Source organism: Pseudomonas sp. GM50 (genome assembly GCF_000282375.1).
In the GTDB taxonomy this organism is placed as follows: domain Bacteria; phylum Pseudomonadota; class Gammaproteobacteria; order Pseudomonadales; family Pseudomonadaceae; genus Aquipseudomonas.
Genome location: NZ_AKJK01000122.1, coordinates 45,413 through 62,603, shown reverse-complemented (window position 1 = coordinate 62,603; position 17,191 = coordinate 45,413). Strand labels below are relative to the sequence as shown.

The window sequence follows — 17,191 nt, the reverse complement described above, 5'->3', positions numbered from 1 at the left end:
CGGCACAGCCAATATCTTCATTGGCTGAGCCACCGCTATCGCGAGCAGGCTCGCTCCCACAGGGTTATGCAGCCGGCTCGACGTTATCCAATGCCTGATTCACCGCCAGTTCCCCCAGCATGACCACTTGCGCAATGCCCAGCAGGGTCTTGCGATGGCTGCCTTCCAGCAGTGCGGCGAAGTCACCGAGCATGACCGTGGCCGAGGACAACGACTCGCTGGCATTGGCCAGCAGGGATTCGGTGTCGGCTTTGGGATTGGCGAAATACATCTGGTTGGGGGTGTGGGGCGTAGCCATGACGTGGGCGGTAGGGTTCAGGTAGTAATCGAGCGCGCGTTCGGCGGCTTCGTGGAGTTTTTTGGAGTCGATGGAGGCGTAGGGGGATGTTGGGGCGGTGTCCGTAGCGGTATCTGCTTCGGGAGGGTTCGGTGTTGGCTTTTTCATGGTGTATCTCCGGTCTAGCTGTGGAGCTGGCCCATTCGGTTCCACGCGAAGGGTGGCAGCTGTACGCAGGTTGGAACCCGGGACCAGAGTAACCCGGCAGACTCGAAAGTCTCCCGCGCACAGCCGCCATAACATCATGCACACCATGAAGGTGCGCAAGCATACGTCATGAAAGGCGTTTTTGCGCTTTACTGGTCTCGGGGTTCCAATCCCGATCGCTGAATTGGCAGCGACGTGCACAGGCTAGAGAGCGAACGTCCGACGGACAACCTGAAAACATTGTGGGAAGCTTCCGTGTTTGCACTAACGCCTTTAAACATCCCGAATTGAAATACGGATTGTGTAGGAGCTGCCGAAGGCTGCGATCTTTTGATCTTGATCTTCAAAAGCAAGATCAAAAGATCGCAGCCTTCGGCAGCTCCTACAGGGGTATCCGGTGTCAGTTCCCGCGTTTGCACAGGTGCAAGCCGTGTCAGCCGCCACGTTTGCGGCAATCCCCCGCCACTGTGTATTTGATGGTGTTAAGTTGGCCCTGAGAATCTTCATAGGTCATTGCGGCAGGTACTACGGCGCAGGCAACTTGCGGCCGCACAACGCTCACCACTTTCACCACATCCAGCTTCATTCCGTATTCGTAGTCTTTCACCACCGGCGCAGGTTTGCCCTGGCTGGCAGCGTATTGCTCCATGGCTTGGGTGTTAGCGCTCAGCATCTTTTCAAACGTCCTGTCACCGCCACCTTCAGCGAGCACATCCATGGACATCGCCATCACCCCGGCGAACGCAATCAACTTGATCAACTTCATATTCCGCACCTTCAAAACCCGACTCATAAAAAAGCCCGGCATCGACGCTCGATGACGGGCTAGTTCAAGTGCGACACGCTTACAAGTCTTTGGTCTTGTCGTCCTTCTTTTCATTCAACACAACGGGGTCACGCGCCTGTTCTTTGGCGACAAACTTCTCCACCGAGCGGTCATTGGCCGCCATCATTTTTTCAAAGGCTCTATCGCCGCCACCTTCAGCCAAAACAACAGAAGACATCACCAACGCCGCTGCAAACGCACTCAGTTGTGCAAGTTTCATGTTTGATTCCTCGTTTAATTAACTAACGAGGTCAAGGTAACAATCCGAACCTTTCGTGACGGTGGCGCGCAGATTACATATCCGTTATGTGGCTGCCACTCTGTTGAGTCAGGGCAAAGGACTAATGTGGGAGCGAGCCTGCTCGCGATGGCGGTGGATCAGTCAGCATCATTGCCGACTGACAGATCGCTATCGCGAGCAGGCTCGCTCCCACAGGGGGATCATCTACTTGGTTGAAGTTGCGTCTTCGTCTCGACGATGTGCCAACTGATACAGCGCGGGCAGTATCAGCAGCGTGAGGATGGTCGAGGACAGAATCCCGCCGATCACCACCGTCGCCAGCGGTCGCTGCACCTCTGCGCCGGTGCCGGTTGCGAGGGCCATGGGAATGAAGCCCAGGGATGCGACCAATGCCGTCATCAACACCGGACGCAGCCGTGTGAGCGCACCCTCATTGATTGCATCACTGAGTGAACGCCCCTCCTCACGCAGGTTACGGATGAACGCGATCATCACCAGACCATTGAGCACCGCCACCCCCGACAGCGCAATGAAACCGACGCCCGCCGAGATCGACAACGGAATGTCCCGCAGCCACAACGCCATGACGCCGCCGGTCAAGGCAAACGGAATCCCGGTGAACACCAGCAAGCCATCCTTGAGGTTATTGAACATCATGAACAGCAGCCCGAACACCAGCAACAAAGCCACCGGCACCACGATCTGCAAGCGTTTGGCCGCCGATTGCAGTTGCTCGAACTGCCCGCCCCAACGGGTCCAGTAACCCGCCGGAACCTGAACATCGCGCTCGATCACCTCACCCGCCTCTTTAACGAAAGAACCAATATCCCGCCCACGCACGTTGGCGCTGACGATCACCAACCGCTTGCCGTTTTCGCGGCTGACCTGATTCGGCCCGAGTACCAGATCAAGGCTGGCGACTTCCTTGAGGGCGATGAAGCCAATCTGATCGGCAGCGCCATTCGGGGGCGCCGGCACCGGTACCAACAGCGCCGACAAGCCTTCGATGTCCTTGCGCATGGCATCGGACAAACGCACCACCATGTCGAAACGCCGATCACCTTCATACAGCGTCCCGGCCTGGCGCCCGCCGACCGCCACCGCAATGGTGTCTTGCACGTCGCCGACGTTGAGCCCGTAACGCGCCGCCTTGTCGCGGTCGATGTTGATGGTCAGCACCGGCAGGCCGGTGGTTTGCTCGACCTTGACCTCGGACGCGCCGTTGACCTTCTGCATGGCGGCGGCGATCTTCGCCGCGGTGGCGTTGAGCACGTCCATGTCATCCCCGAACACCTTGACCGCCACATCACTGCGCACGCCGGAGATCAGTTCGTTGAAGCGCAACTGGATCGGCTGCGACAGTTCATAGTTGCTGCCCGGCAGCGTCGCGGCGGCTTGTTGCAGTTCGGCCATCAGCGTTTCACGAGACTTGCCCGGATCCGGCCACTGCTCCTTCGGCTTGAGCATCACGTAGCTGTCGGAGATGTTCGGCGGCATCGGGTCGGAGGCGATTTCAGCGGTGCCGGTACGGGCGAACACGCGCTCGACCTCCGGCACTTTGCCGAGAATCAGGGTTTCCAGACGCTGCTGTATATCCACCGACTGGGTCAGGCTGGTGCCCGGCACGCGTAACGCTTGCAAGGCAAAATCGCCCTCACTGCGGCTCGGCACAAACTCGCTGCCCATACGACTGGTCATCACACCGCTGAGCGCAATCACCCCGAGCGCCATGCCCACGGCCAGCGCCCGATGGCTCATCACCCAGGCCAGCGCCGGCGCATAAACGCGACGCGCGCCGCGCACGACCACGCCCTCTTCTTCTTTGACTTTGCCGGTGACGAACAGCGCGATGGCCGCCGGAACAAAGGTCACCGACAACAGCATGGCGCCCAGCAGCGCGATGACCACAGTGAAGGCCATCGGGTGGAACATTTTCCCTTCGACACCGCTCAAGGCGAAGATCGGCAGGTACACGACCATGATGATCAACTGGCCGAAAATCAGCGGTCGGCGCGCCTCTTTGGCTGCCGCAAACACTTCGCGGAAACGCTCGGATCGGGTCAGCAAACGCCCGTGATGTTGCTGCGCATGGGCCAGCCGGCGCAGGGTGTTTTCGACGATCACCACCGCGCCGTCGACGATGATGCCGAAGTCCAGGGCGCCTAGGCTCATCAGGTTGGCGCTGACTTTGTTGGTGAACATGCCGGTGAAGGTGAACAGCATCGACAGCGGAATGACCATCGCGGTGATCAACGCCGCGCGGATGTTGCCCAGAAACAGGAACAGAATCGCAATGACCAGAATCGCGCCTTCCACCAGGTTCTTCTTCACCGTGGCGATGGCTTTGTCCACCAGGTGCGTGCGGTCATACACCGCAACGGCGATCACGCCTTTGGGCAGGGAGCGGTTGATCTGTTCAAGCCTGGTCGCCACTGCCTGGGAGACGGTCCGGCTGTTTTCGCCGATCAGCATGAACACCGTGCCCAGCACCACTTCGCGACCGTTTTCGGTGGCGGCACCGGTACGCAGTTCGCGGCCGATGTCTACGGTCGCGACGTTCTTGATCCGGATCGGCGTACCGTCGACATTGGCCATCACGATATTGGCGATGTCGTCTGTGCTTGCCACTTGCCCGGGCGCACGAATCAGCAACTGCTCGCCGCTGCGCTCAATGTAACCGGCGCCGACGTTGGCGTTGTTGCGCTCCAGCGCCGTGATCAGATCGGTGAGGGTCAGTTTGTAAGCCGCCAGCCGTTTCGGGTCGGGGGCGATCTGGTACTCCTTGGCAAACCCACCGATGGTGTTGATCTCGGCCACACCGGGAACGTTGCGCAATTGCGGCTTGATGATCCAGTCCTGAATCACCCGCAGATCGGTCGGCGTGTAGGCCGTGCCGTCCTCCTTGAGCGCACCTTCCTGCGCCTCTACTGTCCACAGGAAAATCTCGCCAAGCCCGGTGGAAATCGGCCCCATCAGCGCTTCCGCGCCCTCGGGCAATTGCTCCTTGGCGATCTGCAAACGCTCGTTGACCAATTGCCGGGCGAAGAACAGATCGGTGCCGTCCTTGAAGATCACCGTGACCTGCGACAGCCCCGAACGCGACAGCGAACGGGTCTGCTCCAGCGCCGGCAAACCGGCCATGGCGGTTTCAATCGGGAAGGTGATGCGCTGCTCGGTTTCCAGCGGCGAGAACCCGGCCGCCCCGGTGTTGATTTGCACCTGGACGTTGGTGATGTCCGGCACGGCGTCGATCGGCAGCTTTTGATAACTGGCGATGCCGAGGCCGGCCATGAGGAGAACGGCGAGCAGCACGATGATGCGCTGCTCGATGGCAAACTGGATCAGGCGTTCGAACATAAGAACCTTCTCGGCGAGGGACGGATCGGTGGGAGTCTTCAGTGAGAGTGCTCGGCCGAGGCTTTACCCAGTTCCGATTTGAGGACGAAGCTGCCGGCACTGGCGACTTGCACGCCGGATTCCAGCCCTTGAGTGACTTCCACCAAACCGGCCGCGCGACTGCCCAATTCCACCGGTTGCGCCTTGAAGCCGTCGTCGGTGCGCACGAACACCGTGGGTTTGTCCTCGACGGTCTGGATCGCGGTTTCAGGTACGGCGACTTTGGCTTGGCGACTGTCGGTAGCAACCAGCGCCGTCACGAATAATCCCGGACGCCACGCGCCTTTAGGGTTGGCCAGGGTTACGCGAACCGTCGCGGTGCGCGTCTGCTCTCCCAGCAAACTGCCGACGTAGGCCACGGTGCCGGCGACTTCGGCATTGAGTTCCGGGGCGCTGACGGTGACCGGTTTACCCACCTGCACCTTGGTCAGATCCTTGGGCGATACGCCGAAGGTCACCCACACCCGGGACAGGTCCGAAAGCGTGAAGGCATTGGCGGTTTCGTCGACCACCTCCCCCGGCGTCAGGTGTTTCTCCACCACCACGCCGTCGAACGGCGCGCGCAACTCATAGCGATTGCCGCCGGTGGCGACCACGCTGCCGCTGAGTACGCTGATTTTTTGCCGGGCATTGGCCAGGGCAATTTCGGCTTCTTCCAGCGCCTGCCGGGCCTGAAGGAAATCCTGTTCTGCGGAGATCCTGTCCTGCCACAGTTTTTTCTCGCGTTCATAAGTGGTGCGCGCCAAGGTCAGGCGACGCTGTGCGGCAGCCTGTTCACTGCGCTGATCGGAGATCTGCTGACTGGCGATCACCGCCAGCAACTGGCCCTTTTTCACCGACTGCCCGAGGTTGACCGACACCGACTCGACCACGCCGGGCACCCGAGGCACCACGTGCGCGGTGCGGTCTTCGTCGAAACGCACTTCACCGGGGAATGGCAAGCCGAGGCTGATGTTCTGCGCTCGCGCTTCGGTCAATTGAATGCCTGCCGCCGCAATCTGTTCGGCGCTCAACTCCAGGCGCCCTTCTTCTGCATGTTCACCCTCGGCTGCTGCACCTTCTTCAGCGTGATCGGCGTGTTCCGCCGCTTCATCGGCGTGAGCGTCGATGGAGGCATTGCCCGGCCACATCGAGCCAATACCAAGGCCCAGCGCCAACGTCGCTGCTGCAACGATGATCAGTTTTTTTTCCATGGAAACTCCTCTGCGCCATGCCATCGCGCAGTGATCTGAAAGATGAAATTCAAGGGCTGACGGTGAGGTCGCCGAAGATGCGTTCGATGCGTACTCGGGCATCCGTCGCCTCGCTGACGGCCTGGATGTATTGGCTGCGCGCGCTGATCAGGGTGCGCTGGGCGTCGAGCACGTCGAGGAATCCGAACTTGCCCATTTCGAAGCCGCGCGTGGCGCTGTCGACCGCACTTTGCGCGGCGGGCAGGATGGTCTGGTTGAACGCTGCGACTTCGCCGTTGGCGGTCTGCCATTGCTCCAGGGTGGTCTCGATTTGCGTGCGCAAACGCAGCTCGGTGGCGTTGCGCAGATCCCGCGCCTGATCGCTGCGCCGGGCCGCCGCCAGCACGTTGCCCTGATTGCGGTTGAACAGCGGAATCGGCATCGACAGCCCGACCACGTTGACCCGCTCGCGCTCGGTTTCGCTGTATTGGCTGCCAATGCTCACGGTCAGGTCGGGAATGCGTTGCGACTTTTCCAGACCCAATGAGGCTTCGCGCTGATCGATCTGCAATTTGGCCAGACGCAGTTCGGCGGTCTCGTTCAGACGCTCAAGCAATCGGGTCGGCGGTGGCACGGTGGGCATGCTTTGCGTGGCCGCTTGCACGGTGGTCGAGGTGGGCAACGGTGAGCCCATGACCTGCGCCAATTGCTGATAGGCGTTGGCCTGATCGCGTTCGGCGCGGCTCAGTTCCAGGCGCACTTCGGAAAGTTGCACCTGTGCACGGGTGCCTTCGACTGGCGATGATTTACCGGCCTCGATGCGTCCTTGGGCGACGCGCAAACCGTGTTCGGCGAGTTGCAGCGACTGGCGGGACAACTGCAAGCGTTGTTGCGCGGTCTGGGCGCTGTTGAACGCCTGAATAACATCGGCGCGCAACGCATAGCGCTTGCGCTCCAGTTCGATCCCGGCGGCGTCCTGTGCGCGGCTGGCGACGTCGATCCGTGCGCCACGTTTGCCGCCCAGCTCGATCGGTTGGCTGAGCATCACCGTGGTGGTTCGCGAATTGCGCCGAGTGTCTTCGGCCTCCCACGACACTTCGGGGTTGGGGATCAGGCCGGCCTGTTTGCGCTCACCCTCGGCGATGCCGATTTCCCACTGCGCGGCCGCCAGATCCGGGTTACCGGCGAATGCCGTTTGCAGGGCTTGATCCAGGGTCAGGGTCGATGCATGCACAAGACCCGTGCCGACCAGCAACACAACGCTGGCCGTCACTGTCCTCGTTGTTTTTTTCAGGCGTGATCGCGCCGTCAGTTCTTTTAAACCGGGCAATGGAGGACTTCCTTCATTCAAGAATCTTTGATGCCGCCACGGTAGGGTTTTGAACTTATCGACAAGGTGACTGAAACATTACAAATACGTTATCCACGGCATGTGGAAGTTGTTTTGATTTAGGATGCGAAGTGCGAAAAGCGACATAGCAATACATGGAAACAAATACACGGTAGTTATCTGCCGAACAGCCCTTGCCTGAATGCGGGGCATGGGCATTCAGGCTTGCCTGCTGCGACAGGCTGTCGCAGATCGCCATTTTAAGGGCTCAAGACCCAGCATTTCAGTTGACTCTGTAGCCACTACAGCCTTTACCTTGCACGCCATCACACAGGGAAACCTCTGTAGGAAACCAGAAACTCACAACCTCTAGTCGTTATTAAAACCCGTCCGGCCTCCCCTACAAAAACAACAACTTCCCCGGCCACCTTAATTAAATATCCATTAAATAAAAGTGGTGATTAACCATGCGAATCCTTGTCGTCGAGGACGAGCTTAAAGCTGCCGAATACTTACATCAGGGACTGACGGAAAGTGGTTATATCGTTGACCACGCGGCCACGGGTGCCGATGGACTGCATCTGGCCCGACAACAGGTTTATGACCTGGTGATACTGGACGTCAATCTGCCGGAGCTGGACGGCTGGGGTGTGCTTGAACAACTGCGTCGTACCCACTCCACCCGGGTGATGATGCTCACCGCGCGTGGCCGTCTGGCCGACAAGATTCGCGGCCTGGATCTGGGTGCCGACGATTATCTGGTCAAGCCATTCGAGTTTCCGGAATTGCTGGCGCGGGTCCGCACGCTGATGCGCCGCAGCGAAAACATCCCGGTGCCGCAAGTGCTCAAAGTCGCCGATCTGGAACTCGATCCTGGGCGCCACCGCGCCTTTCGCGGCGAGCAGCGCATCGACCTGACCACCAAGGAGTTCGCCCTGCTGCATCTGCTGATGCGCCAGTCCGGGGAAGTGCTCACCCGCACCCAGATCATTTCGCTGGTGTGGGACATGAATTTCGACTGCGACACCAACGTGGTCGAAGTGTCGATCCGGCGTTTGCGCGCCAAGATCGACGACCCGTTCGACAGCAAACTGATCCATACCCTGCGCGGTGTCGGCTATGTGCTGGAGGCACGGGAATGAAGCCGGCCAGCCTGTCAATGCGGTTGGGGCTGACGGTGAGTATTCTCGGGGCGCTGCTGGTAGTGTTTCTGGCGATCCTGGCGTATTTCGCCCTGACCCATGAGTTGAACGCGTTATCCAGAAACAGCCTGGCCCAGAAGATGGAACAGGTGGAACACAGCCTGTCGCTGTATGCCGATTCCGCGGAAATTCGTTCGGCGCCGCACATTTTGCTCGATCAGGTCATGGGCCATGACAACCTCACTCTGACGATTTATGACCGCACCAACTTACGCACACCGCTGTTGAAATCCGGCTCCGGCATGGCCGACCCGCGCCTGGAACGCAAGGCCGTGCTGGCCGCCAACGAACAACCGGGGTTCTCCAGCAGCACCGACGACCAAGACAAGCGCTACCTGACCGCCTCTCGGTTGATCCGCATCAAGGACGGCACCCGCATCCCGGTGCTGCTGTCGATGGACGATGCCCACAATCAGGCGTTGCTCAACGCCTATCTGCGCTCGACACTGATTGCCTTGCCGTTGCTGCTGATCTTCATCGGCCTCAGTGCCTGGGCCGCCGTACAGCGGGGGCTGACGCCGCTGCGCGAGTTTCGCAAAGTGGCGGCGATGGTCTCGACGCAAGACCTCGGCCATCGGCTGTCGGTGCTCGACATGCCTCAGGAACTCAGTGAGCTGGCCCGGGGGATCAACTTCATGCTCGATCGCCTCGACAATGGTGTGCAGCAGTTGTCGCAGTTCTCCGATGATCTGGCTCATGAATTGCGTTCGCCGATCAACAATCTGATGGGCAAGGCACAGGTGACGCTGTCCCGGGAACGCACGACCGAGGAGTACAAGAACGTTTTGGTGTCTTGCACCGAAGAACTGGAGCGTGTCGCGCGGATTGTCTCGGACATGCTGTTTCTGGCGCAGGCCAGTAACCCGGCAGCGCTCACGTCCTTCGAGTCGGTCGCCCTGGAAGAAGAAGCCGAGAAAGTGGCCGAGCTGTTTTCCTTGTCGGCGCAAGACAAACGCATCAGCCTGAGCGTGACCGGCGCCAGCGCGCGGGTACGGGGCGACCGCCTGATGATTCAACGGGCGATCTCGAACCTGCTGTCCAACGCCCTGCGCCACTGCCCGGCCGGGCAAACGGTTTCGCTACACATTGAACAAGAGGCGACTGAGGTTTCGCTGCGGGTCAGCAACCCCGGCGCAGGCATCGAAGCGCAGCATCTGCCGCATCTGTTCGACCGCTTTTACCGGGTCGACAGCAGCCGCTCCCGCTCGCAAGGCAGCACCGGACTGGGCCTGGCCATCGTGCGTTCGATCATGAGCCTGCATCAGGGGGTGGCCGAGGCCAAGAGCTTGCCGGGAACCGTGACGGTGTTTCGATTGGGGTTTCCCGCCCCCGAGGAATAAATGTCGCCGACCCATTGGTTGCCCAGCACACAGATTTAGCAATTTTGGGTTAGCCCAGCCTGCCTTTCCCAGTCTCATCCCCCTTTCCAGAATCGTCTCGCGGGTGAATCAGCCGCGTCCTACATCCCGATCCCGCCTTCGACATTAATGTAATGACTTGACCGAATTGGCAGGCACAGAAGCCTTGACCTATTCGATTCTTGTGATAGAAATATACGCAGGTAACGTACAGAACATGGACGCTCTTTTTATCGAATTACCCGCATTTCAAAAACACAGAAATGACTATCTGGACGACGAACTGTTTCGCAGCTTTCAACTGGAGCTGCTGAAAAACCCGGAAACTGGCGACCTGGTGGAAGGTATGGGTGGGTTGCGAAAGGTCCGTTTCTCCGACCAGCGACGCGGCAAAGGCAAGCGCAGTGGACTAAGGGTGATTTATTACTGGTGGTCGGGTTTTGATCAATTCTGGCTGTTCACCGTATATAGCAAAAACGAGCAAGACGACTTGTCGCCTTCCCAGAAGAAACTTTTCAGACAAACTCTAGATAGCGAAATCAACACGAGATCCCACTATGAAACGTGACATTTTTGCCGAACTGATGGAAGGCCTTGAAGCCTTGGCCGACGAGCGCCAAGGCAAGGTCACGCTGCGAACCCACAAGGTCAAACTGCCAAAACTGGTGCCAATCACTGCCGAGGAAGTGGTAGCCATACGCCAACAGCTCAACCTTTCCCGTTCTGTATTCGCGATGTATTTGCGTACGAATACCCGGACGCTGGAGAACTGGGAACAAGGACGGGCGAAACCTAATGCTCAGGCCACCACCCTTATCCGGCTGGTTGAGCGTTTTCCGGAAACGGTTGAACAACTGGCGGCGCTGACCTGAAGTGTTTGCGGCGTATTCAATGACGCCTTCGCGAACAAGCCCGCTCCCACAGGGGACTACGTTCTGTCAGAAAGAATGCGGTTCAATGTGGGAGCGAGCCTGCTCGCGATGGCGGTGGCAAACAAATAAAAACGGCACCTGTTGCGGTGCCGTTTCGCTTCACGCGGTCCCGCTGTTTACTTACGCGCCGCCTCCCACGACTTCAGCAGTTCGGCATAGCTCACGGTTTCGCCTTTAGGCTTCTCGTTCGCCAGTTTCGCTTTCGGCGCACCCGGCTGATCGAACCAGTACTGCGCATCCCGCTCCGGATTCATTTTCGGCCCACAGGTCGGTTGTACCTTGGAACGTTCCAGACGGGTCATGATCGCGTCCTGATCCTTGGCCAAACCGTCCAGTGCCTGCTGTGGCGTTTTCTCGCCACTGGCGGCTTCCGCGATGTGGCTCCACCACAGTTGCGCCAAACGCGGATAGTCCGGCACGTTGGTCCCGGTCGGGGTCCATTGCACGCGGGCCGGGCTGCGGTAGAACTCCACCAGACCACCGAGTTTCGGCGCCAGGTCAGTCATGGCTTGCGAGTTGATGTCCGACTCGCGGATAGGGGTCAGGCCGACAATGGTTTTCTTCAGCGATACGGTTTTCGAGGTCACGAACTGCGCGTACAGCCAGGCAGCGAGTTTTTGCTTTTCAGGTGTGGACTTGAGGAAGGTCCAGGAACCGGCGTCCTGATAACCGAGCTTCATGCCCTCTTCCCAGTACGGCCCTTTTGGCGAGGGTGCCATGCGCCATTTCGGCGTGCCGTCGGCGTTCATTACCGGCAGGCCCGGTTTGGTCATGTCAGCGGTAAACGCGGTGTACCAGAAGATCTGCTGGGCGATGTTGCCCTGAGACGGCACCGGCCCGGATTCGGAGAAGGTCATGCCCGCCGCTTCCGGTGGCGCGTATTTTTTCATCCAGTCCACGTACTTGGTAGTCGCATAGACCGCCGCCGGGCCGTTGGTGTCGCCGCCGCGGGTCACGCTGGAACCGACCGGATGGCAGTCTTCGACACGGATGCCCCACTCGTCCACCGGCAAGCCGTTCGGTATGCCTTTATCGCCAGCGCCGGCCATGGAGAACCAGGCATCGGTGAAGCGCCAGCCGAGGGATGGGTCTTTCTTGCCGTAGTCCATGTGCCCGTAGATACGCTTGCCGTCGATTTCCTTGATGTCTTCGCTGAAGAACTTGGCGATGTCTTCATAGGCCGACCAGTTCACCGGTACACCCAGCTCATAACCGTATTTTTCTTTGAATTTCGCTTTCAGATCCGCCCGCTCGAACCAGTCGGCGCGGAACCAGTAGAGGTTGGCGAACTGCTGGTCGGGCAGTTGATAGACCTTGCCATCCGGCGCGGTGGTGAACGAGATACCGATGAAGTCTTTGATGTCCAGGGTCGGCGAGGTGTAGGCCTTGCCTTCGTTGGCCATCAGGTCGGTGATCGATTCGGTCTTGCCGTAGCGAAAGTGCGTACCGATCAGGTCCGAGTCGTTGACCCAACCGTCATAGATGTTCTTGTCCGATTGCATCTGGGTCTGCAGTTTTTCCACCACGTCGCCTTCTTGCAGCAAGTCGTGGGTCAGCTTGATCCCGGTGATCTCGGTAAAGGCCTTGGCCAGCGTTTTGGATTCATATTCGTGGGTCGCGATGGTTTCCGAAACCACCTTGATGCTCATCCCGCGAAACGGCTCGGATGCCTTGATGAACCACTTCAACTCTTCGAGCTGCTGTTCCGGGGTCAGGGTGGACGGTTTGAACTCGCTGCCAATCCATTTCTTGGCGGCGTCTTCATAGGCATCGGCCCAGGCCGCAGCGCTCAACCCGCTGAGTGCCAGCATGGCTGCCAATGAAACGCTATGTCGCAGCTTATTGTTTTTGTCGAACATAGAGACCTCCTGTTTAGGTTTCGGGACATGCATGCCGATCGATTTCGACTAGCCCCAACGCATCACAGCCAACAGCCACACCAGGGACAACGCGAACGCTACCCAGATGCTCCAGTCGGTTGCGCCGATTACCAGCAAATGCAGGTAGGCGCTGCCGAGAAGACCGATAAACAGCCGATCGCCACGGGTGGTGGCAATCGGCAAAAAACCACGCCGAGGGACACTCGGCGAACGCAACTCCCAGGTCGTCATGCTCGCCAGGATCAAGGCAATGACGCCGAAAAACGCCGCCGTGGGGCCAGTCCAACTCATCCATTCCATCATCAGTTCCTCATACCCGGCCCAGGGCAAAGCCCTTGGCCACGTGGTTGCGAACAAACCAGATCACCAGCATGCCTGGCAGGATGGTCAACACCCCCGCGGCCGCCAGCACACCCCAGTCGATGCCGGACGCCGAGACCGTGCGGGTCATGACTGCGGCGATGGGTTTGGCGTTCACCGAAGTCAGGGTTCGCGCCAGCAACAGCTCGACCCAGGAAAACATGAAACAGAAAAACGCCGTAACACCGATCCCGGAGCCGATCAGCGGGACGAAGATCTTCACGAAGAACTTGGGAAAACTGTAGCCATCAATGTAGGCGGTTTCGTCAATTTCCTTGGGAACGCCAGACATGAAGCCCTCAAGAATCCACACCGCCAGCGGCACGTTGAACAGACAATGGGCCAACGCCACCGCGATGTGGGTATCGAACAACCCGATCGAGGAATACAGCTGGAAGAACGGCAGCAGGAAAACTGCCGGCGGCGCCATGCGGTTGGTCAGCAGCCAGAAGAACAGGTGCTTGTCACCGAGAAAACGATAGCGCGAAAACGCATACGCCGCCGGCAGCGCCACGCTCAGGGAAATCACCGTGTTCAGGCTCACGTAGTACAGCGAGTTGAGGTAACCGGTGTACCAGCTCGGGTCGGTGAAGATCACCTTGTAATTGGCGAAGGTGAAATCCTGGGGAAACAGCGTCAGACCGCCGAGGATTTCGGTGTTGCTCTTGAAGGACATGTTCAGCAGCCAGTAGATCGGCACCAGCAGGAACAGGATGTAGATCAGCAACGGGATAAGCTTTCTCTTGCTCATGGCAGGCCTCACCGATTGGCGTCAGAGTGAGTCATGGCGGTGTAGAACAGCCACGACACCAACAGGATGATCAGGAAGTACACCAGCGAGAAAGCTGCCGCCGGGCCGAGGTCGAATTGCCCTACGGCCATTTGGGTCAAGGTCTGACTCAAGAAGGTCGTGGCATTGCCCGGACCGCCCCCCGTCAGCACGAACGGCTCGGTGTAGATCATGAAGCTGTCCATGAACCGCAGCATCACCGCGATCAGCAGCACGCTCTTGAGCTTGGGCAACTGGATGTGTCGGAACACCGCCCAGGCCGACGCTCGATCAATCCGCGCCGCCTGGTAATACACGTCCGGAATCGCCCGCAAACCGGAGAAACACAACAGCGCCACCAGCGACGTCCAGTGCCACACGTCCATCACCAACACCGTGACCCAGGCGTCCATGGTATTGGACGCATAGTTGTAGCTGATGCCCATGGCATTGAGGCTCGAACCGAGCAAACCGATGTCGGCCCGGCCGAAAATCTGCCAGATGGTGCCGACCACGTTCCATGGAATCAGCAGCGGAATAGCCAGAATAATCAGCACGACTGACGACCAGCGGCCCTTGATCGGCATGGTCAGGGCGATGGCGATGCCCAAGGGGATTTCGATCAGCAGCACGCAAGCGGAGTAGATGAACTGGCGCAGCAGCGAGTCATGCAACCGTGGGTCGAGCAGCACTTGCTTGTACCAGTCGGCACCGACGAAGTAGCGGCTGGACTGGTCGAAGATGTCCTGCACCGAGTAGTTGACCACGGTCATCATCGGGATCACCGCACTGAATGCCACCAGCAGGAACACCGGCAACACCAGCCACCAGGCCTTGTTGTTCTGCACCTTGTTCATGGCAGCACCTCCAGCAGGTAATCATCGGCATAGACCATCAGCCATTGCGCCGGAAAACTGATGTACGCCGTGCCTTCTGGCACCGGTTTGTCTTCGGCCAGGCGTACTTTCAGCGGTGTGCCGTCGAGGTTCAGGGTCATGATCTTGTAGGTACCCAGGTCTTCGACGTGTACGACCTGTGCCTGCATCGCGTCATCAAAGGGTTCGTCCCACACATGGACGAACTCCGGACGAATACCGACCTTCAGGGATTTCCATTCGGACTCGGCGATTCGTTTCTGCATCGCGTCGGACAACGGCAAGTGAGTCCCGGCAAAACCGACACCGCCGATTTGTGGCTGGACCTCGATCAGGTTCATCCCCGGGCTGCCGATGAAATAACCGACAAAGGTGTGGCTCGGCCGTTCGAACAATTCCCGTGGCGTTCCGAACTGCACAATTTGGCCGCCGTACATCACGGCGATCTTGTCAGCGAAGGTCGAGGCTTCGAGCTGATCGTGGGTGACGTAGACCATGGTGATGTTGAACTGCTCGTGGATCTGCTTGAGCTTGCGTCGCAGTTTCCATTTCAGGTGTGGGTCGATCACCGTCAGCGGTTCATCGAAGAGGATCGCCGACACGTCATCGCGCACCAGCCCACGGCCCATGGAGACTTTCTGCTTTTCATCAGCAGTAAGGTTACGAGCCTTCTTGTACAGCAATGCCTGAAGGTCGAGGACTTCGGCGATTTCCTGCACCTTGGTGTGAATTTTCGCTTCCGCCATGCCCTGATTGCGCAACGGGAAGGCCAGGTTATCGAACACCGTCATGGTGTCGTAGACCACCGGAAACTGGAAAACCTGAGCGATGTTGCGCTTTTCCGGGGTCAGCTCGTTGACCACTTTGCTGTCGAACAGCACCTGGCCCTGGGACGGGCTGAGCAACCCGGAAATGATGTTGAGCAAGGTCGACTTGCCGCACCCCGAAGGCCCGAGCAACGCATAAGCACCGCCCTGCTCCCAGACGTGGTCCATCTCGCGGATCGCGTAATCCTCGGGGCCGGTCGGCGTAGGGGTGTAGCTGTGGGCAAGGCTCTGCAAACGGATTTCGGCCATCAGGCAACCCTCGCAATGCGGCGACCGGGCGCCTGGACCAGCCGCCCCTGCATATCGAACACAAACAGTTTATGAGTCGGGATATAGATGCGAATCGGCGCATCGACGTCGTATTCGTGAACACCCGGCAAGTGCAGCACCAGCAGGAAATACTCGTTGCGCACGTGCAGGAAGGTTTCCGAACCGCTGATCTCGGCCACCTCCACGGTTACCGCCAGTTCCAGGTCATCGTCGTTGCTCGGCACTAGCGAAATATGGCTGGGGCGCACGCCAAAACGGAACTCGCCCTCGCCCACCGGTCGCAGATCGACGTTCAACGGGAAGTGCACAAAATTGGCGAAGCTCACTTCGTTACCAGCGATGCGCCCCGGCATCAGGTTGATCGGCGGCTCAGAGAACAACTCCGCCGCCAGCACGGTTTGCGGCTGGTGATACACCTCGGAGGACTTGCCGCTCTGAATCACCCGACCTTCGTGAAGAATCGTGGTGGTGCCGCCCAGCGCCAGGGCTTCGTTGGGTTCGGTGGTGGCGTAGATAGCGATGGTGTGGTGGGCCGCGAACAGCTCGCGCATTTCCTGGCGCAGCTCTTCGCGCAGCTTGTAGTCGAGGTTGACCAGCGGCTCATCGAACAGAATCAGCTCGGCATCCTTGACCAGCGCCCGGGCCATGGCGGTGCGCTGTTGCTGGCCGCCGGAGAGTTCCAAAGGATGGCGCTGGAGGAATTTCTCGATGCGCAGCATCTTCGCGGTTTCCAGCACCTTGCTCTGGATCAGCTCATTGGAGACGCCGCCCTGACGCAGCGGCGAGGCGATGTTCTCGAACACTGTCATGGTCGGGTAGTTGATGAACTGCTGATAGACCATCGACACATTGCGCAAGCGCACCGGGCGCTGGGTGACGTCGACGCCGTTCATCAGGATGCGGCCGCTGTCGGGTTTATCCAGACCTGCCATCAGGCGCATGAGGCTGGTTTTGCCGGACAGCGTGCGACCGAGCAAAACATTGAACGATCCGGGTTCGAAGTTAAGGCACGCATCGTCGATCCAGGTCTGACCCTCGACGGTACGGCTGACGTGCTCCAGGATTAGTGACATGGCTCGGCCTTTTTATTATTGGAGTCAAGCGACCGGAGCACTACAGCGACATTCGTGCCAGAAATTCCAAGCGATTGATCTGGCTTGGAAAATACGAAAAAGAAGGAAAAACCGCGTTCGTTGCTGAACAGAAATGAACAACCGAGACTGAACAATTGAACAGTTCAAAGATTGACAATGAACAAATGTGAACAAC

General features: G+C 58.9%; 16 protein-coding genes. 4 read left to right on the top strand and 12 right to left on the bottom strand.

Annotation, left to right across the window (positions count from 1 at the left end; genetic code table 11):
• Positions 1-64 precede the first annotated feature (64 nt).
• The 6 genes from PMI30_RS02885 to PMI30_RS02910 all read right to left on the bottom strand — a co-directional run bounded on the left by PMI30_RS02885 (position 65) and on the right by PMI30_RS02910 (position 7,449).
• Positions 65-445: a DUF6124 family protein gene (locus PMI30_RS02885; protein WP_008014337.1), complete on the bottom strand. Its 381-nt coding sequence runs from the start codon at positions 443-445 to the stop codon at positions 65-67.
• 472 nt (positions 446-917) lie between these two features.
• Positions 918-1,250 (bottom strand): DUF2790 domain-containing protein, encoded by a 333-nt coding sequence (locus tag PMI30_RS02890; RefSeq protein ID WP_032836264.1) that lies wholly within the window; start codon positions 1,248-1,250, stop codon positions 918-920.
• A gap of 79 nt (positions 1,251-1,329) precedes the next feature.
• Positions 1,330-1,530 carry a co-regulatory protein PtrA N-terminal domain-containing protein gene (locus PMI30_RS02895; RefSeq protein ID WP_008014333.1) on the bottom strand — a complete coding sequence of 67 codons (201 nt, stop codon included), beginning with the start codon at positions 1,528-1,530 and terminating at the stop codon, positions 1,330-1,332.
• Between the two features lie 225 nt (positions 1,531-1,755).
• A complete protein-coding gene (locus PMI30_RS02900) occupies positions 1,756-4,908 on the bottom strand; it encodes a CusA/CzcA family heavy metal efflux RND transporter (protein ID WP_008014331.1) in 3,153 nt (1,050 codons plus the stop codon).
• A 38-nt stretch (positions 4,909-4,946) separates the two neighbouring features.
• Positions 4,947-6,140: an efflux RND transporter periplasmic adaptor subunit gene (locus tag PMI30_RS02905; RefSeq protein WP_008014330.1), complete on the bottom strand. Its 1,194-nt coding sequence runs from the start codon at positions 6,138-6,140 to the stop codon at positions 4,947-4,949.
• A gap of 49 nt (positions 6,141-6,189) precedes the next feature.
• Positions 6,190-7,449 (bottom strand): TolC family protein, encoded by a 1,260-nt coding sequence (locus tag PMI30_RS02910; RefSeq protein WP_008014326.1) that lies wholly within the window; start codon positions 7,447-7,449, stop codon positions 6,190-6,192.
• A 467-nt stretch (positions 7,450-7,916) separates the two neighbouring features.
• Here PMI30_RS02910 and PMI30_RS02915 point away from each other — a divergent pair, with 467 nt between their 5' ends.
• The 4 genes from PMI30_RS02915 to PMI30_RS02930 all read left to right on the top strand — a co-directional run bounded on the left by PMI30_RS02915 (position 7,917) and on the right by PMI30_RS02930 (position 10,881).
• Positions 7,917-8,591, top strand: coding sequence for a heavy metal response regulator transcription factor (locus tag PMI30_RS02915; RefSeq protein ID WP_008014325.1), 675 nt, complete (start codon positions 7,917-7,919; stop codon positions 8,589-8,591).
• Complete coding sequence (locus PMI30_RS02920) at positions 8,588-9,991, top strand: heavy metal sensor histidine kinase (RefSeq protein WP_008014323.1); 1,404 nt, start codon at positions 8,588-8,590, stop codon at positions 9,989-9,991. The genes PMI30_RS02915 and PMI30_RS02920 overlap by 4 nt, the downstream gene beginning before the upstream one ends.
• A gap of 235 nt (positions 9,992-10,226) precedes the next feature.
• On the top strand, positions 10,227-10,577 hold the full coding sequence (locus PMI30_RS02925) for a toxin (RefSeq protein ID WP_032836267.1): 351 nt from the start codon (positions 10,227-10,229) through the stop codon (positions 10,575-10,577).
• Positions 10,567-10,881 carry a helix-turn-helix domain-containing protein gene (locus PMI30_RS02930; protein WP_007896134.1) on the top strand — a complete coding sequence of 105 codons (315 nt, stop codon included), beginning with the start codon at positions 10,567-10,569 and terminating at the stop codon, positions 10,879-10,881. Before PMI30_RS02925 ends, PMI30_RS02930 begins: the two co-directional genes overlap by 11 nt.
• 176 nt (positions 10,882-11,057) lie before the next feature.
• Here the strand turns inward: PMI30_RS02930 and PMI30_RS02935 are convergent, their stop codons facing one another.
• The 6 genes from PMI30_RS02935 to PMI30_RS02960 are packed head-to-tail and all read right to left on the bottom strand — an operon-like array spanning position 11,058 to position 16,995.
• Positions 11,058-12,800 (bottom strand): ABC transporter substrate-binding protein, encoded by a 1,743-nt coding sequence (locus PMI30_RS02935; RefSeq protein WP_007896136.1) that lies wholly within the window; start codon positions 12,798-12,800, stop codon positions 11,058-11,060.
• A gap of 48 nt (positions 12,801-12,848) precedes the next feature.
• The gene (locus PMI30_RS02940; RefSeq protein ID WP_032836262.1) at positions 12,849-13,121 is read right to left on the bottom strand and encodes a DUF2160 domain-containing protein; all 273 of its coding nucleotides are present in this window, start codon (positions 13,119-13,121) and stop codon (positions 12,849-12,851) included.
• A 10-nt stretch (positions 13,122-13,131) separates the two neighbouring features.
• Positions 13,132-13,932: a carbohydrate ABC transporter permease gene (locus tag PMI30_RS02945; RefSeq protein ID WP_007896138.1), complete on the bottom strand. Its 801-nt coding sequence runs from the start codon at positions 13,930-13,932 to the stop codon at positions 13,132-13,134.
• An 8-nt stretch (positions 13,933-13,940) separates the two neighbouring features.
• Complete coding sequence (locus PMI30_RS02950; protein ID WP_008014318.1) at positions 13,941-14,807, bottom strand: carbohydrate ABC transporter permease; 867 nt, start codon at positions 14,805-14,807, stop codon at positions 13,941-13,943.
• Positions 14,804-15,901 carry an ABC transporter ATP-binding protein gene (locus PMI30_RS02955; RefSeq protein WP_008014315.1) on the bottom strand — a complete coding sequence of 366 codons (1,098 nt, stop codon included), beginning with the start codon at positions 15,899-15,901 and terminating at the stop codon, positions 14,804-14,806. Before PMI30_RS02955 ends, PMI30_RS02950 begins: the two co-directional genes overlap by 4 nt.
• Positions 15,901-16,995 (bottom strand): ABC transporter ATP-binding protein, encoded by a 1,095-nt coding sequence (locus PMI30_RS02960; protein ID WP_008014313.1) that lies wholly within the window; start codon positions 16,993-16,995, stop codon positions 15,901-15,903. Before PMI30_RS02960 ends, PMI30_RS02955 begins: the two co-directional genes overlap by 1 nt.
• Positions 16,996-17,191: the final 196 nt, after the last annotated feature.

Excerpts from the sequence above, each read along its gene's own strand:
- PMI30_RS02885 (WP_008014337.1), bottom strand. The coding sequence starts at position 445 with ATGAAAAAGCCAACACCGAACCCTCCCGAAGCAGATACCGCTACGGAC.
- PMI30_RS02890 (WP_032836264.1), bottom strand. The coding sequence starts at position 1,250 with ATGAAGTTGATCAAGTTGATTGCGTTCGCCGGGGTGATGGCGATGTCC.
- PMI30_RS02895 (WP_008014333.1), bottom strand. The coding sequence starts at position 1,530 with ATGAAACTTGCACAACTGAGTGCGTTTGCAGCGGCGTTGGTGATGTCT.
- PMI30_RS02900 (WP_008014331.1), bottom strand. The coding sequence starts at position 4,908 with ATGTTCGAACGCCTGATCCAGTTTGCCATCGAGCAGCGCATCATCGTG.
- PMI30_RS02905 (WP_008014330.1), bottom strand. The coding sequence starts at position 6,140 with ATGGAAAAAAAACTGATCATCGTTGCAGCAGCGACGTTGGCGCTGGGC.
- PMI30_RS02915 (WP_008014325.1), top strand. The coding sequence starts at position 7,917 with ATGCGAATCCTTGTCGTCGAGGACGAGCTTAAAGCTGCCGAATACTTA.
- PMI30_RS02920 (WP_008014323.1), top strand. The coding sequence starts at position 8,588 with ATGAAGCCGGCCAGCCTGTCAATGCGGTTGGGGCTGACGGTGAGTATT.
- PMI30_RS02925 (WP_032836267.1), top strand. The coding sequence starts at position 10,227 with ATGGACGCTCTTTTTATCGAATTACCCGCATTTCAAAAACACAGAAAT.
- PMI30_RS02930 (WP_007896134.1), top strand. The coding sequence starts at position 10,567 with ATGAAACGTGACATTTTTGCCGAACTGATGGAAGGCCTTGAAGCCTTG.
- PMI30_RS02935 (WP_007896136.1), bottom strand. The coding sequence starts at position 12,800 with ATGTTCGACAAAAACAATAAGCTGCGACATAGCGTTTCATTGGCAGCC.
- PMI30_RS02940 (WP_032836262.1), bottom strand. The coding sequence starts at position 13,121 with ATGGAATGGATGAGTTGGACTGGCCCCACGGCGGCGTTTTTCGGCGTC.
- PMI30_RS02945 (WP_007896138.1), bottom strand. The coding sequence starts at position 13,932 with ATGAGCAAGAGAAAGCTTATCCCGTTGCTGATCTACATCCTGTTCCTG.
- PMI30_RS02950 (WP_008014318.1), bottom strand. The coding sequence starts at position 14,807 with ATGAACAAGGTGCAGAACAACAAGGCCTGGTGGCTGGTGTTGCCGGTG.
- PMI30_RS02955 (WP_008014315.1), bottom strand. The coding sequence starts at position 15,901 with ATGGCCGAAATCCGTTTGCAGAGCCTTGCCCACAGCTACACCCCTACG.
- PMI30_RS02960 (WP_008014313.1), bottom strand. The coding sequence starts at position 16,995 with ATGTCACTAATCCTGGAGCACGTCAGCCGTACCGTCGAGGGTCAGACC.